Source organism: Lentzea sp. NPDC092896, assembly GCF_044754905.1.
Taxonomy (GTDB): Bacteria; Actinomycetota; Actinomycetes; order Mycobacteriales; family Pseudonocardiaceae; genus Lentzea.
The window spans coordinates 143,494-157,540 of sequence record NZ_JBIVPX010000003.1 but is presented as its reverse complement, the minus strand read 5'-3'; the positions used below and the strand labels follow the sequence as shown (position 1 = coordinate 157,540).

The window sequence follows — 14,047 nt, the reverse complement described above, 5'->3', positions numbered from 1 at the left end:
CTAGTCTTCGCAAAGTTCCAGTTAGAAGTTCTGCTTGGAACGTTAAGCTGAGCTTTGTGTTGGATGTGCGAAGGCTCCGCTTGCTCCACGCTCTGTCGGTCCACGGCACGGTCACGGCCGCCGCGGAGGCGCTCCACGTGACCTCGCCCGCCGTGTCCCAGCAGCTCGCCGCGCTGGAACGCGAGGCCGGGGTGGCCCTGGTCGAACGGGATGGGCGGCGGCTGGCGCTGACCCGCGCCGGGCACGTGCTGGCGGCTCACACGCAGCTCGTTCTGGATCAGCTCGCCGCTGCCGAGGCGGACCTGGCCTCGTTGCGCACGTCCGTGTCCGGGGTGGTGCGCGTTGGGGCGTTCGTGTCCGTCGCTGCCTTGCTGCCGCGTGTGATCCAGGTGCTGAGGTCGGCGCACGGGTCCGATGTGGAGCTTTTCGTGCACGAGATGGAACCGGAGGCGTCGCTGCCCGCGTTGCGGCGCGGGGACATCGACATCGCGGTGATCCACTCGTACAACATCATGCCGCGGTCCCTGCCCACGTCCACCGAGTCGCACGAGCTGTTCGTGGAGCCCGTGAACGTGGCGCTGCCGTTGAACGATCCGTTGGTGCAGCAGGATTCCGTGGATCTCGCCGGGCTGGCCGACCGGCCGTGGATCATGCCGCGCACCGACGCCTCCTGCCACGAGCTGACCCAACGGGCCTGTGGCGCCGCCGGGTTCGTGCCGCGGGCGCAGGCCTACTGCGACGACTTCGGGGTGATGTGCGGGCTGGTCGAGGCCGGCCTGGGGGTGGCGCTGGTGCCGTCCGTGGCACGACGGCCCGGGGTGGCGTTGCGGCCGTTGAAGCAGGAGGTGTTCCGGACCGTGTCCGCCGTGGTGCGGAGCAGGGCCGATGGACAGCCCGCGGTGCGTGCGGTGCTGGAGCAGCTACGCCAGGTCTGACAACCACTGCTCGACGCCGGCCACGTGCACCGTGGACCAGCTGCGTGCGAGTTCTGGCTGGTGAGCGGCCAGCGCGTCGACGATGGCGCGGTGCTCGGCGACCGTGCGGTCGACGGCGTTCGACTGGGTGATGCCGCGCCAGATGCGGACGCGGACCGTCGGGCCTGCCAGCGTGTCGAGGAGTTGGGCCAGGTAGGCGTTGCCGGAGCAGTGGGCGATGGCGCGGTGGAAGTCGAGGTCGTGCTCGACCAGTTCCTCCACGGACTTGGCGCCTTCGGCCGCGTCGCAGAGGGCGCGGAGCTTGACGACCTCGTCCGGGTCGATGCGCTGGGCGGCCATCGCGGCGGCCGCGGGCTCGAGAATGCGCCGAACCTGAAGAACTTCCAGGACCGAATCTTCGCCCCGGTGCAGATCGAGCACGAACGAGAGCGCGCCGAGCAGGTCGTCCGCGCGGAGTGAAGAGACGTACGTGCCGTCGCCCTGACGGACGTCCAACACCCGGACGAGTGACAGTGCCTTGACGGCCTCGCGCAGCGAGTTGCGCGACAGACCGAGACGTTCTGCCAGGTCAGCCTCACGCGGGAGCCGATCGCCGGGCTTCAGCTCGCCCGAAACGATCATCTCCTTGACGCGCAGGATCGCATCGTCAGTGACTGCCACGGCACCCTCAACTCGTCGTAGACCTCGGATGTCTGGGGACCAGTATGCGCCACAGATGGTCATCTTCGGCGCATCCCGGCATTTCCGGCGGTCATTAACCAGGTCTTATGTAAGATGGTTATCTCTTAACGACACGTGACGGGAACCCCTGTTGTCGCCATAATGGTCTGGACCATTCAAGGAGGGATCTTGGACGCCGTTGTCGCAGCACCGCGCGCATTGCTCGGTCGCACGATCGTCGGTCCTGCCTCGGTGCGGATCAGGGACGGCCGCATCGTCGAGGTGACCACCGGTGAAGCACCACCCGGCGCGGAGGTCCTGTCCGACGGCCTGCTGACACCGGGCCTGGTCGACGTGCAGGTGAACGGCGCCGTCGGCGTCGACTTCGCCGAGGTGGACGCCGCCGGAATGCGTTCCGTGGCCGAAGCTCTGCCGTCCACCGGTGTGACCCGGTTCTTGCCCACGTTGATCACCGCACCGGTCGACGTGGTCCTGAGGCAGGCTCGTGCCGTTCTGGCCGCTTCGGCGGCGTTGCCGGACGGGGTCGGGGCCAGGCCGCTCGGCGTGCACCTGGAAGGGCCGTTTCTGTCGCCGAAACGGGCCGGGGTGCACGACCCGTCGTTCATGGTCGAGCCTGGGCCCGCCCAGATCTCGGCGCTTCTGGACGACGAACTGATTCGCCGTGCGTTGCGCATGGTGACCATGGCGCCGGAACAGCCAGGAGGTCTCGAGGCCGTTCGCCGGCTCGCCGAGGCCGGGGTCCTGGTCGCGGTGGGCCATTCCGACGCCACCGGTGAGCAGACCAGGGCCGCCGCCGACGCGGGTGCCCGCATGGTGACGCACCTGTTCAACGCCCAGCGCCCGCTCGGACACCGCGAACCCGGTGTGCCCGGCGTGGCCCTGGTCGACGAACGCTTCACCCTCGGGCTCATCGCGGACCTCGCCCACGTGGGTCCGGACGTGTGCCGGCTCGTGTTCAACGCCGCCGGGGCACGAGTCGCGCTGGTCACGGACGCCGTCGCCGCCGCGGGGATGCCGCCCGGCCGCTACCACCTCGGTGGTGCGGACGTGCTGCTCACCGAGGACGGCGTGCCGCGTTCGCCGGAGGGCACGATCGCGGGCTCGGCGCTCACGCTGGACCGCGCCGTCCGCAACATCGTCTCCGTGGGAGTGCCGGTCGCCGACGCTCTCGCCTCGGCGACGATCGTGCCGGCCGAGGTGATCGGCGAGTCCGGTCTCGGCCGCCTCGCACCGGGTGCCGTCGCGGACCTGGTGTGGTGGGACGACGACCTTCGGCCGAAGAAGGTCTGGGTCGACGGGCGGGTCGTGTTCGACGCCGCTGTGCCCGTCGCGCCGGTCGTCGCCGGGTACGCCACCGCAGGGCAGTAACACCAACGAAAATGGCCCCCGCTCACCGTGAGCGGGGGCCCTTTTCGCTGGTGCCTAACGGGTGCGCGTGACCTTGTTCAGGCCGCGCGGGCTGTCCGGGTCGCCGCCGCGGGCGAGCGCGAGGCCGTAGGCCAGCCGCTGCACGGGGAGGATCTCCAGCACCGGAGCCACTTCCTCCGGCGTCTCCGGGATGGAGATGGACAGGGTCGCCCCCACCTTCTCCGAGGCGGAACCGACGGCCACGACGTCCGCGCCGCGCTGGTGCACCACGTCGAGGGCGTCGCGCAGCGAGTCGCCGCCCTTGCCCAGCGAGGTGATGGCTAGGACCGCGGTCTCGCCGTCGACGGCCGCGACCGGGCCGTGCAGGAGGTCGGCGCCGCTGTAGGCGCGGGCCGCCAGGTACGACGTCTCCGCCAGCTTCAGCGAAGCCTCCAGCGCCGTCGCGTAGGAGTAGCCGCGGCCGGTGGTGAGAACTCGCTCCACGAACCGGTAGCGGCGGACCGCCTCGTCGACGGTCGGGGCCGACTGGTCCAGCGTCACCTGCGCCAGTTCGCCGAGGTTGGCCGCGGCCTCGCCGTTGCCGCCCCGGATGGCGTCGATCAGCAGGTACAGCGCGAGCAGCGTGGCCGAGTAGGTCTTCGTGGCCGCCACCGCGTGCTCCACGCCCGCCGAGACGTCCACCGAGAGTTCGGCGGCCGCGTTCAGGGGCGAGGAGGCGGTGTTCGTCACGGCCACGGTCAGGGCGCCGCGCCTGCGGTAGGAGGCGGTGACCTCCAGCAGGTCGGGGGAGCCGCCGGACTGGGAGACCGTGATCAGCAGGACGTCGCGGAGGTCCGGCTCGGCGCCGTACAGCGTCGTGGTCGACGCCGACACCAGGCCCGCGGGGAGCTGGAGCAGGATCTCGGTCAGGTACTTCGCGTAGATCGCCGCGTGGTCGCTGGAACCGCGGGCCGCGAAGAGCACGAAGCGCGGTGCGCGCTCGCGGATCACGGCCGCCACCTCGGCGAACGTCGACCGGGCTGCGTGGAGGGACGAGAAGATCGACGGTTGCTCGGCGATCTCCGCTGCCATGTGCTGGCCTGGCGTGGTCATGTCGTGCCTTTCAGGATCAGCTCGGCCGCGGCTCGGAGGCTCACCCGAGAACCGCCGTGGGTGTCGATGCGGGCGACGCTGCCCAGGTCTGGACCAGGCACACCGGTTTCCACGTGCACCACGTCCTTGCCCAGATTAGTTAAGTTTGTTACCAGTTGTCGAGCGCTGGTGTGCCGGTGGGCGTCGCGGGTCACGACCACAATCGTCCGGTCACCTGCGGTTTTCGCAACTTCGTCCGCCGAGATGTCGCGCACGGCGATCACTTCGGCGTCCGGCAGCACCTCACGCAGGTAGGGACCGAGGCCCCACGGCACGTCGCCGACCGCGATCGACGAGTCCACGACCAGGTCCACGACGACCGGGTTCGCACCGACCTCGACCCGGCCGCGCACCTCGACGGCGCGCCGGGCGGCGACGAGACCGATCTCGGCGTCGTGGGCGTCGATGGTCGACGGGGGCTGACCCAGTGCCAGCGACCGGGCCGCGGCCTGGGCCAGGCGGTCCTCCGCCAGTTCGCCGTTCTTGACCGCCGCGACGATCGACTCGATCAGCCACTGGAGGTCGTCGTCGTCCAGGGCCATGCCGCCCAGGCACAACGAGTCCACGCCGGCGGCCAGCGCACGGACGGCGCCCACGGCGAGATCGCCGCCGACCGCCTTCATGTCCAGGCCGTCGGTGATCACCGCGCCGGTGAACCCGAGTTCGGTGCGCAGCAGGTCGATGGCGTGCTTGTTCAGCGTCACCGGCGCCGGACCCCACTCGGGGATCACCAGGTGGCCGGTCATGATCGAGCGGACGCCCGCGCGCACGGCCGCCTGGAACGGCACGAGCTCGACGGCCCGCAGTTGTTCCTCGGTGCGGGGAAGCACCGGGAGCTGCTCGTGAGAGTCCTCAGTGGACGCTCCGTGGCCGGGGAAGTGCTTGGCACAGGCGGCAACGCCCACGGCCTGCAGTCCCTCGACCCACGCGGCGACGTGCCGCGCGGCGAGCACCGGGTCCGAGCCGAACGCGCGGACGCCGATGATCGGGTCGTCCAGCGTCAGCACCAGGTCCGCGGACGGCGCGAGGTTCAGCGAGATCCCGCACTTCGCCAGCCGCGAACCGATGGACGCGGCCACCGAACGCGTGAGGTCGACGTCGTCCGCCGCGCCCAGCGCGTGGTTGCCCGGCACCTCGGAGCCGCGACCCGCGTCGAGACGCGTGACGTCGCCGCCCTCCTCGTCGATGCCGATCACCACGTCCGGGCGCACCGCACGCAGTTCGCCGCAGAGCTCGGTCACCTGGGCGTCGTCGACGACGTTGCGCCCGAAGAGCACAACGCCGCCGAGGCCGTCAGCGACCCGCCGCAGCAACCAGTCGGGGGCGGTCGTTCCGTGAAAACCGGGAAGCAGAACGGCAGCGGCCAACTGATCCACGCGTCATCCCTTCACTGCACCGGCGGTGACGCCGGCGACCATCTTGCGTTGCACGATCAGGAAGAACACCAGCGCGGGCACGGTGAACAGGACGGACGCGGCCATCGCGCCACCCCAGTCGGTGCCGAACGCGGTCTGGAAACCGGACAGCCACACCGGCAGCGTCTCGCTGTCCTGGCTGCGGATCAGGACCTTGGCGAACAGGAACTCGTTCCACGCGGTGATGAACGCGAACACCGACGTCGCGACGAGACCCGGTCCCAGCAAAGGCAGAGTCACCTTCTGGAACGCACCCCAACGGCCGCAGCCGTCGACCATCGCGGCCTCTTCGAGCTCCGCGGGGATGCCGTTGACGAACCCGCGCAACGTCCACGCGCAGAACGGCAGCGTCACCGCGAAGTACACGAGGATCAGCGACGAGAGGTGCTCGTAGAGCCCGAGGTCCCGCATCATCAGGAACATCGGGATCAGCAACGCCTCGAACGGTGCCATCTGCGCGACCAGCATCAGCAGCACGAAGCTCTTGCGGCCGCGGAACGCGAAGCGCGACATGGCGACCGCAGCGGTGATGCCGATGACGATCGCGGCGACGACCGCGGTCAGCGTCACCAGGAGGCTGTTGCCGAGCGAGGACAGGAAGCCCGGCTTGGTCCACGCCGTGACGAAGTTGGAGAACGTCACCGAGAACGGGACCAGGTCGTAGTCCGACGTGATCGTCGTGCCCTTGGGCTTCATCGCCGACGTGACCATCCAGTACGTCGGGAAGATGAAGAACAACGCGAGCACGAGACCCGTGACGTTCGCCGCAGACTTCTTGAGCATCAGATCTTGCCCTCCTCGGTCTGCAGCAGCTTGCGCAGGTACTGGAACGTGATCAGGCCGAGGATGACCATCATCAGCACGGAGATCGCGGCCGCGACGCCGAAGTGGCTCTTCGCGATGCCCTCCAGGTACTGCAACACCGGCAGCGTCGTGCTCTCACCGCTGGGACCGCCCTCGCGGAACACCCAGATCTGGGCGAAGACCTTGAAGTCCCACAACGTCGACAGGAACGTCACCATCATCAGCAGCGACCGGATCTCCGGCCACGTCACCGCGCGGAACGTCTGCCAGCCCGTGGCGCCGTCGATGCCCGCCGCCTCGTAGAGGTCACGAGGAATGCCGACGAGCCCTGCGTAGAGCGAGAAGGCGAGGAAGGGGATCGCCTGCCAGATGATCAGCAGGCCGACGACGGACAGCGTCGACGTTCCTGAGGAGAACCAGGAGTAGCCGGCGAACGAGTCGAAACCCAGCTGCACCAGCGTTTTGTTCAAAATTCCGTAGTTCTGGTCGAACATCCACTGGTAGACCGTGGTGGACGCCAGGATCGGCATGGCCCAGGCGCAGAGCATCGCGATCTGCAGGGCGATCCGCACCCACGGCGTCAGCACGCGCATCAGCAGCGCGATCCCGAGGCCCATGCCCACCGAGGCGCCGACGACGGCGACGGTGAACACGACGGTCCGCAGCGAGACGGTCCAGAACCGTTCGTCCTGAAGGACCGTCACGTAGTTGTCGATGCCCGTCCACACGATCTCACCGCGGACCAGCTCGCCGAGGTTCAGCTGGCGGAAGCTCGTCACGAAGACGGAGACGACCGGCCAGCCGATCAGCCAGAGGATCGCGATGAGAGCGGGAGCGAGCAGCAGGTAGGGCAGCGCCCGGTCGAAGGCACTGCCCCGGCGGCGGCGCTTGTGCGCCCCACCCGTCGCGGCAGGCGGCAGCGCCGGAGGGATGTCCCCTGCCGGCGCTGCCGTTTCGGTCGTTTTGACGGCCGTCATCTCAGCTTGGCTAGGCCATGGCCTTGGTGATGGCGTCGCTCGCGTCCTTCGTTGCCTGGTCCAGCGACTTGGCACCGGTGAGGTACGCGGTCAGCGCGTCCTTCAGCGGGTTCTGGCCCGCCTCGACGGCCGCCCACTTCGGCGTCACCGGGGTGACCTTGCCGTTGGGGGACGAGTCCGCCATGGCCTTGCCGATCGCGTTGCTGGCGAGCTTCGAGGTGTCCTTCGAGGTACCGGGGACAGCGCCGCCCGCGGCGAGCTGGTCCTGGTAGTTCTTGGAGGACAGCAGCGACAGGTACTTCTTCGCGGCCGCGGCGTTCTTGCTGGACGCCGGGATCGCGAGGTTCGAGCCGCCGAGGAACACCGGGGCAGCCGCACCGGCCTTCTTGGACGGGATCGGGAACGCCGAGGTCTTGTCCGCCAGGTCCGGCTTCGCCTTCACGGCGCCGCCGAGCTCCCACGGGAGGCCGACCATCATGCCCACGTTGCCCGTGCCGAAGACCTCCATCTGCTGGGGCTTCGCCTCGTCGATGTCAGCCGGGACCTTCTTGGTGGCCGACGCGTCGTAGAGGGCCTTGTAGGCCTCGAAGCCCGCCTTCGCCTGCGGCGTGTCGAGGGTGCCCGTCCACTTGCCGTTGTCGAGCTTGGCGATGTCGCCGCCCTCGTCCCAGATCAGCGACAGGAGGAAGTACCAGGACTGACCGGGCAGGTACAGCGCCTGGAAGTCCGGGTTGGACGCGTTCGCGGCCTTGAGCTTGTTGATCGCGTCGATCCACTCGGCACGCGACGTCGGCGGCTTCGCCACGCCGGCGGCCTGCAGCAGGTCGGTGCGGTAGATCACGGTGCGGTTCGCGGCGTAGAACGGAACGCCGTACTGCTTGCCGTTGAGCGTCAGGGAGTCCTTCAGACCGCCCAGCCACTCACCACCGTTGAACTGACCGGCGTCCGCCGTCACGTCGGCCAGCGTGCCCTGGTCGGCGAAGCTCGCCGTCTGGGTGTTGCCGAGCTCGATGACGTCCGGCGGGGTGCTGCTGGCCAGCGCCGTGGTCAGCTTCTCCTGGATGCCGGTCCACTTCTGGACCTCGTACTTGACCTTGATCCCGTTCGCCTGCTCGAACTCCTTGTTCAAGGCGTCGGTCAGGGTCGTCGGCGCGGAGCCGTCCATGAGCCACACGGTGATCTCTTTGGTCTCCGTGGTGCTACCGCTGTTCGTGCTCGTGCCACAGCCTGACACGGCCACTGCCAGTGCGGCGGCACCGACAGCGAGTCCTCTCCAGCCCTTCACAGTTCGCGCCCTTTCACCAAGCCCGGCACTCGGCCGGAACGTCCAAGTGGTGTAGACCAATGCGGAACAGCGTGTGCTGCGTCACCGCGTCTGTCAAGCGCGTTGCCAAGACGTTGCGAAGTCATCGGACGAATTTCGGGGCGGATGTCGGGGGTTCGGACGCACGAATCGACACGGACAAGGCATCCTTGTGATGCTTGACATGGAGTGCGAGGAGGAGGCCATGCTGGAGACGACGCCTGCATCAGGCGTGGACGCCAGGACGCGGGCGCAACGCGAACCCAAGTACTGGGGTCTCAAGCGGCACCTGCTCGACCTGTTGAGGGCGTTGCCGCCCGGTTCGCCGATCCCCACGGAACGGTCGCTGGCCGCGGAGTTCGACGTTTCCAGGACGACCGTTCGCCAGGCTCTTGCCGAGCTGACGGTGGAAGGCCGCCTGCTCCGTGTGCAGGGCAAGGGCACCTTTGCGGCGGAACCCAAAGTCGCCCAGAGGTTGCAGCTGTCTTCGTACACAGAGGACATGCGGGCCCAGGGCCGCGTGCCGTCGTCGAAGCTGATCGAGGCTTCGGAGATGCCGGCCGAGGCGGAGCTCGCCCGGTATCTGGGCGTGCGTCCGGGAGCGAAGGTCCTGCGTCTGCACCGCCTGCGGCTCGCCGACAACGAGCCGATGGCGATCGAGACGACGCACCTCGCGCTGGGCCGCTTCCGCGGGCTGCGCCGGTACCTGGCGCCGGGAGCGTCGCTGTACCAGGTGCTGTCCGAGCGGTTCGGTGTCGAGATGGGACACGCGGAGGAGACGATCGAGACCGCGCTCGCCTCGCCCGAAGAGGCAGAGCTGCTCGGCGCCGACATCGGCCTGCCGATGCTGCTGCTGTCCCGGCACTCGTTCGACACCGAGGGCAATCCGATCGAGTGGGTCCGATCGGTCTACCGCGGTGACCGCTACAAGTTCGTCGCCACGCTGAACAGGCCGTCTTGATCGCCTGGGGCACGCCGCGAGCCCGTTGGGTGTTGACGACGACGATCCTCGGCTCGGGCATGGCCATGCTCGACGGGACGATCGTCAACGTGGCGTTGCCCCGGATCGGGGCGGAGTTCAGCGCGTCGGTCACCGACCTGCAGTGGATCCTGAACGGGTACCTGCTCGCGCTGGCCTCGCTGATCCTGATCGCCGGGTCCCTCGGCGACAGGTTCGGACGGCGGCGGGTCTACGTGATCGGCGTGATCTGGTTCGGCGTGGCGTCGCTGCTGTGCGGTGCCGCGTGGAGCGTTCCGGTGCTGGTCGCGGCACGGGTGCTGCAGGGCGTGGGCGCGGCGTTGCTGACGCCGGGAGCGCTGGCGATCCTGCAGTCGTCGTTCAACCGGGAGGACCGCTCCCGCGCGATCGGCGCCTGGTCAGGGCTGTCCGGTGTGGCGACCGCCGTCGGGCCGCTCGTCGGCGGGTTGCTGGTGCAGGCCTGGTCGTGGCGGCTCGCGTTCCTGGTGAACCTGCCGGTGGCCGCGCTCTGCGTGTTCCTCGCGCTGCGGTTCGTGCCGGAGTCGCGCGACGAGTCGGCCGGGCACCCGAACTACCTGTCCGCGCTGGTCGGCGCGGTCGGGCTGGCGTTGCTGACGGGCGGGCTCGTCGAGCAGTCGTACGTGCTCGCGGCCGCGGGACTGGCCGCGATGATCGCGTTCGGGCTCGTCCAGAAGCGGTCCGCGGACCCGTTGGTGCCGCCGGAGCTGTTCCGCGACCGGACGTTCCTGGTCTCGAACGTCGTGACGTTCCTGGTCTACGCGGCGCTCGGCGGCGTGATGGTGCTGCTCGTGCTGCAACTGCAGATCTCGCTCGGATATTCGCCGACGGCGTCCGGACTGGCCAGCGTGCCGCTCACGATCATCATGCTGCTGGCCTCCTCGACGTCGGGGAAGCTCGCCCAGCGCTACGGCCCGCGCGTGCAGTTGATCGCCGGTCCGATCCTGGTCGGCCTGGGCATGTTGCTACTGCGCAACGCCGTTCCCGGCGCCTCGTACGTCACCGGCGTGCTGCCCGGTGTGGTGCTGTTCGGCGTCGGGCTCGCGACCGTGGTCGCCCCGGTGACGGCGACCGTGCTGGCCTCGGCGCCCGATCACCACGCGGGTGTCGCGTCCGGCGTGAACAACGCCGTGGCCCGCACCGGCAGCCTGCTCGCGATGGCCGTGCTGCCCGCCGCGGTCGGTCTGATGGGCGAGGACTACACGAACCCGGTCGTCATGACCTCCGGGTTCCAGATGGCTCTCGTGCTGTGCGCGGGCGCGGCGATCATCGGCGGCCTGCTGGCGATCGGGGTGGACAACCGGGTGCTGGACGCTGCCCCTGAGCAGCACGAAGCCCCGCATCCCGGCGAGTGCCTGCACTGCGGCGTGGAGGGCCCGCCGACGCACATCCGGTCAGGTGGCGAGAAGGCGCACCAGTAGCGCGGGGTCGACGTTGCCGCCGGACACGATGGCGACGCCACCCCCGAGCTTGGCCTGGGCCGCCACCGCGACGGCCCCGCTCGGCTCCGCGATCAGCCGCGCCCGGCGGGCCAGGTCGGTCACCGCTTTCAGGATCTCGTCCTCCGACACCGTGATCACGTCGTCCACGTACTTGCTGATGTGGGCCCAGGTGAGTTCCGAGGGCTCGTCCCTCAACGCGTCAGCGGCCGTCTGAGCCCGTTTCAGCGGGTCCCAGCGCACCAGTTCGCCCGTTTTGAGTGATTCCGCGATGTCGGCGGCCAGCTCGGGTTCCGCGCCGATCACCCGGACGTCCGGGCGCAGCGACTTGATCGCCGTGGCCACGCCGGAGATCAGCCCGCCGCCGGACATCGGCACCACGACGGCCTCGACGCCCGGCAGGTCGTCCAGGATCTCCAGGCCGATCGTGCCCTGACCGGCGATCACGTCGGGGTGGTCGAACGGCGGGATCAGCGCCGCGCCGCGTTCGGCGACCAGGGCCTCCGCGCGTTCGACGCGTTCGGTGATGCCGACGATGAAGACCTCGGCCCCCAACGCCTTCGTGGCCTCGATCTTGACCGCCGGGGTGTTGTCCGGCATCACGATCGCGGCCGGGACGCCGTGCAGGCGTGCCGCGAACGCCACGGCCTGCGCGTGGTTGCCGCTGGAGTACGCCACCACGCCGTTGGCGCGGTTCTCCAGGCGTGCCAACGCGTTCAGCGCGCCGCGGAGTTTGAACGCGCCGATCGGCTGCAGGTTCTCCGGCTTGATCCATCCAGGACCGAACGGCAGCAACGGCGTGCGCACCACGTGCGGGGCGATCACCGCCGCCGCCGAACGGATCTCTGGGAGCGCGATCATCCGAGGATCGACGCGAGCAGGGCAGGCTCGATGTTGCCGCCGGAGACGATCGCGACGGCCGGACCGGCCGGCAGGTCGCGGTTCAGGTACGCGGCGACGGCCACGGCACCGCTCGTCTCGGACACGACCCGCGTGCGGCGGGCGATCTGCCTCACCGCGTCCCGGATCTCGTCCTCGGAGACCGTCACGACGTCGTCGACGTACTCGCGGATGTGCGCCCACGTCAGCTCGGAGGCCTCGGCGCGCAGACCGTCCGCGACGGTGCGGGCGCGGTCGTGCGCGTCCCAGCGGACCAGCTCGCCGGCGGCGAACGACGCGGCGGTGTCGCCGGCCAGTTCGGGCTCGACACCGATGACGCGGACGTTGGGGCGCAACGACTTCACCGCCGCCGCGACGCCGGAGATCAGTCCGCCGCCGCTCACCGGCACCAGGACCGTCGCCACGTCGGGAAGATCCGCGCAGATCTCCAGGCCGATCGTGCCCTGGCCGGCGATCACGTCCGGGTGGTCGAACGGCGGGATCAGCGTCGCCTTCCGCTCCTCCACGAGCTCGTAGGCGCGCGACTCGCGTTCGGTGATGCCGACGACGAACACCTCCGCGCCGTGCGCGAGCGTCGCGTCGATCTTGATCTGCGGGGTGTTGTTCGGCACGACGATCGCGGCCGGCATGCCCAGGATCTTGGCGGCGTAGGCGACCGCCTGCGCGTGGTTACCGCTCGAATACGCCACGACACCGCGCGCCCGGTCCTCGGAAGGTATGCGGGACAACGCGTTCACCGCGCCGCGTTGCTTGAAGGCACCGATCGGCTGCAGCGACTCGGGCTTGATCCACAGGCCGGAGTCGAAGGGCAGCAACGGGGTGTGGACGACATGCGGGGCGATCGCGGCGGCGGCCGCGTGGACGTCTTCGAGAGTCACCAGGCGCATGCGTCGATGATGCACGTCACCGGGGCACAACCGGTGAACTGTGCCCAACGTCCTACGTGTGTCATGTCTGAGAAGGAGAAGATCACCCCCGTCAAGCTCATCGCGAGTGTGCTCGCCGCCGCCACAGCGGCCGTGCTGAGCCTTCGCCTCAACCTCGTCGGCACCATCGTCGGTGCGATTCTGGCGAGCCTCGTCACCACTCTGGGCGCTGTGTTCTACCAGCGGTCGATGGAACGCGAGAAGCGCTGGCAGGTGATCGCGGTCGGCGGCCTGCTGGTTTTCGCTGTGACCGTGCTCACCGCGACGAGCGTCCAGCTGGTCACCGGCAAGCCGGTCACCGCCGATCCGGGCAAACCGTCCACAAGCACCCACACCGAGACCCACACCGAGACGACGAAGACCGAAACGATCACCGTGACGCCGCCTCCGAGCACGTCCGGTCAGTCGTCGTCCGAGAGCACCACGACCACCACGCCGACGACGACGTCGACAGATTCCCGACAGCCGACGGACAGCTCGACGCCTCCGTCGACCACCGACCCCATTCGGTGATCACGTCACTACTTTGAGCGACAGTTAACTGTCAAAGGCTACGCGCCGCAGTTGATCTGTCGTGAGCTGTGACACACTTCGTTCACGTTCGGGGCAGGGCGTCATAGCCAAGAGGCCCGCAACTTCACTCGAACGGGCGAAGGAATTCGGTCCGAAAGAGACCGGGAGGAGGCGCAATGAGGCTCGTGGCACGTCCGCTTGAGCCCGGCGCCTTCGGTGGAGGACATGGCGCCTGCACCGGGTTTGAGAGGCAAGTTGGGATGGGAGGGGTGGGGCGACCCCTGCCGCCGCCCCACCACCCGTCCCCCTAGAGCCCCCGAGAGAGGTCCCTGCAACCGATCTCTCGGGTTCCCCTGCACCCGAAAGTGAGGGAGACGTCTGATGAACCGCACGAGTGCGGCCCGTGTTACCGGTGCCGTTGTTCTCGCCACCGGAGTCGTGACTGCTCTCAGCGTACCGGCGTTTGGCGCCCCTGCCGCACCGGTCGCCCCAACCGGTTCCGATACGGAGAGCTACTCGGCAGAGTTGCTCCAAGCGGTCCAGCGTGATTTGGGCCTGAACGCTGACCAGGCCCGCGTCCGATTGGCCTCTGACCAGAGGTCGAGCGAAATCGCGGAGCAGTCGAAGTCGTCTCTGGGCGACGCGTTCGGCGGAGCCT

The 14,047-nt window shown here is 69.1% G+C and carries 13 protein-coding genes; 5 read left to right on the top strand and 8 right to left on the bottom strand.

Annotation, left to right across the window (positions count from 1 at the left end; translation table 11 throughout):
* Window positions 1–80 precede the first annotated feature (80 nt).
* Entirely contained in the window at window positions 81–935 is an 855-nt protein-coding gene (locus tag ACIQF0_RS16405) for a LysR substrate-binding domain-containing protein (RefSeq protein ID WP_401030234.1), read from the top strand.
* Here ACIQF0_RS16405 and ACIQF0_RS16400 read toward each other — a convergent pair.
* Complete coding sequence (locus tag ACIQF0_RS16400; RefSeq protein WP_319975898.1) at window positions 921–1,595, bottom strand: FadR/GntR family transcriptional regulator; 675 nt, start codon at window positions 1,593–1,595, stop codon at window positions 921–923. The genes ACIQF0_RS16405 and ACIQF0_RS16400 overlap by 15 nt on opposite strands.
* Window positions 1,596–1,784: 189 nt before the next feature.
* Between ACIQF0_RS16400 and nagA the strand changes: the two genes are divergently transcribed.
* Window positions 1,785–2,984, top strand: coding sequence for an N-acetylglucosamine-6-phosphate deacetylase (nagA, locus tag ACIQF0_RS16395; protein ID WP_401030231.1), 1,200 nt, complete (start codon window positions 1,785–1,787; stop codon window positions 2,982–2,984).
* 54 nt (window positions 2,985–3,038) lie between these two features.
* Here nagA and ACIQF0_RS16390 read toward each other — a convergent pair whose 3' ends face one another.
* From ACIQF0_RS16390 to ACIQF0_RS16370, 5 genes are read right to left on the bottom strand one after another with little or no spacing between them, the layout of a single operon-like run.
* A complete protein-coding gene (locus tag ACIQF0_RS16390) occupies window positions 3,039–4,076 on the bottom strand; it encodes an SIS domain-containing protein (RefSeq protein ID WP_360048615.1) in 1,038 nt (345 codons plus the stop codon).
* Entirely contained in the window at window positions 4,073–5,491 is a 1,419-nt protein-coding gene (locus ACIQF0_RS16385) for a glycoside hydrolase family 3 protein (protein ID WP_401030229.1), read from the bottom strand. The genes ACIQF0_RS16390 and ACIQF0_RS16385 overlap by 4 nt, the downstream gene beginning before the upstream one ends.
* Before the next feature lie 3 nt (window positions 5,492–5,494).
* Entirely contained in the window at window positions 5,495–6,313 is an 819-nt protein-coding gene (locus tag ACIQF0_RS16380) for a carbohydrate ABC transporter permease (RefSeq protein WP_401030227.1), read from the bottom strand.
* Complete coding sequence (locus ACIQF0_RS16375) at window positions 6,313–7,311, bottom strand: sugar ABC transporter permease (protein WP_360048609.1); 999 nt, start codon at window positions 7,309–7,311, stop codon at window positions 6,313–6,315. The genes ACIQF0_RS16380 and ACIQF0_RS16375 overlap by 1 nt, the downstream gene beginning before the upstream one ends.
* Window positions 7,312–7,321: 10 nt before the next feature.
* Entirely contained in the window at window positions 7,322–8,596 is a 1,275-nt protein-coding gene (locus ACIQF0_RS16370; protein ID WP_360048607.1) for an extracellular solute-binding protein, read from the bottom strand.
* A gap of 223 nt (window positions 8,597–8,819) precedes the next feature.
* On the opposite strand from ACIQF0_RS16370, the gene ACIQF0_RS16365 reads away from it, so the two are divergent.
* Together ACIQF0_RS16365 and ACIQF0_RS16360 are read left to right on the top strand one after the other, a co-directional pair.
* Window positions 8,820–9,575: a GntR family transcriptional regulator gene (locus tag ACIQF0_RS16365; RefSeq protein WP_030480591.1), complete on the top strand. Its 756-nt coding sequence runs from the start codon at window positions 8,820–8,822 to the stop codon at window positions 9,573–9,575.
* Window positions 9,576–9,604: 29 nt separating this feature from the next.
* The gene (locus ACIQF0_RS16360) at window positions 9,605–11,032 is read left to right on the top strand and encodes an MFS transporter (RefSeq protein WP_401030224.1); all 1,428 of its coding nucleotides are present in this window, start codon (window positions 9,605–9,607) and stop codon (window positions 11,030–11,032) included.
* On the opposite strand, the gene ACIQF0_RS16355 is transcribed toward ACIQF0_RS16360, so the two are convergent.
* Complete coding sequence (locus ACIQF0_RS16355; RefSeq protein ID WP_401030222.1) at window positions 11,006–11,911, bottom strand: threonine/serine dehydratase; 906 nt, start codon at window positions 11,909–11,911, stop codon at window positions 11,006–11,008. The two genes, ACIQF0_RS16360 and ACIQF0_RS16355, sit on opposite strands and share 27 nt — an antisense overlap.
* A complete protein-coding gene (locus tag ACIQF0_RS16350) occupies window positions 11,908–12,837 on the bottom strand; it encodes a threonine/serine dehydratase (RefSeq protein WP_401030220.1) in 930 nt (309 codons plus the stop codon). Before ACIQF0_RS16350 ends, ACIQF0_RS16355 begins: the two co-directional genes overlap by 4 nt.
* A gap of 63 nt (window positions 12,838–12,900) precedes the next feature.
* Here ACIQF0_RS16350 and ACIQF0_RS16345 point away from each other — a divergent pair, with 63 nt between their 5' ends.
* Window positions 12,901–13,389, top strand: coding sequence for a hypothetical protein (locus tag ACIQF0_RS16345; protein WP_401030218.1), 489 nt, complete (start codon window positions 12,901–12,903; stop codon window positions 13,387–13,389).
* Window positions 13,390–14,047: the final 658 nt, after the last annotated feature.

Excerpts from the sequence above, each read along its gene's own strand:
- ACIQF0_RS16390 (WP_360048615.1), bottom strand. The coding sequence starts at position 4,076 with ATGACCACGCCAGGCCAGCACATGGCAGCGGAGATCGCCGAGCAACCG.
- ACIQF0_RS16375 (WP_360048609.1), bottom strand. The coding sequence starts at position 7,311 with ATGACGGCCGTCAAAACGACCGAAACGGCAGCGCCGGCAGGGGACATC.
- ACIQF0_RS16365 (WP_030480591.1), top strand. The coding sequence starts at position 8,820 with ATGCTGGAGACGACGCCTGCATCAGGCGTGGACGCCAGGACGCGGGCG.
- ACIQF0_RS16345 (WP_401030218.1), top strand. The coding sequence starts at position 12,901 with ATGTCTGAGAAGGAGAAGATCACCCCCGTCAAGCTCATCGCGAGTGTG.
- ACIQF0_RS16380 (WP_401030227.1), bottom strand. The coding sequence starts at position 6,313 with ATGCTCAAGAAGTCTGCGGCGAACGTCACGGGTCTCGTGCTCGCGTTG.
- ACIQF0_RS16355 (WP_401030222.1), bottom strand. The coding sequence starts at position 11,911 with ATGATCGCGCTCCCAGAGATCCGTTCGGCGGCGGCGGTGATCGCCCCG.
- ACIQF0_RS16350 (WP_401030220.1), bottom strand. The coding sequence starts at position 12,837 with ATGCGCCTGGTGACTCTCGAAGACGTCCACGCGGCCGCCGCCGCGATC.